The sequence below is a fragment of the Chryseobacterium sp. 27AL genome (genome assembly GCF_057815395.1).
Map to the genome: position 1 here is coordinate 1 of NZ_JBYRIW010000046.1, position 445 is coordinate 445.

Below are 445 nucleotides of genomic sequence, written 5' to 3' on the forward strand. Positions count from 1 at the left end.
TGCGTTTAAGCTACTTTAAAAACACCAATGGCAGCGTAGAAGTTCTTGAAGAAAACAACTACTACCCTTTCGGGCTGAAGCATGACACCAATATTCTTTCTGTCAACAATTCTTCCTATAAATACCAGTACAATGGGAAAGAATACCAGACGGAAACCCGATGGAGTGATTTTGGAGCAAGGATGTATATGCCCGATATCGCAAGATGGGGTGTAATTGATCCGTTAGCAGAGCAAATGAGAAGGTATTCTCCGTATAATTTTGCTTTTAATAACCCGATTAATTTCATTGATCCGGATGGGATGGCGCCTAAACGACTAACAATGGCTACGGATGGAGGTGCAGTAGATTACCAGCCTGGATGGACAAACCCTAACTGGTTGGGGTTCGGAGAAGGAAATGATGTACTTGGAACTATATTTTCTGGAGGCGGAGGTAACTTTTC

At 42.5% G+C, this 445-nt stretch carries 1 protein-coding gene; it reads left to right on the plus strand.

Going from position 1 to position 445, the window contains the following annotated elements; all coding sequences use genetic code 11:
- Positions 1-445: RHS repeat domain-containing protein (locus AC3WV0_RS18135; protein ID WP_488847488.1), on the plus strand; the 445-nt coding region annotated here is incomplete at both ends.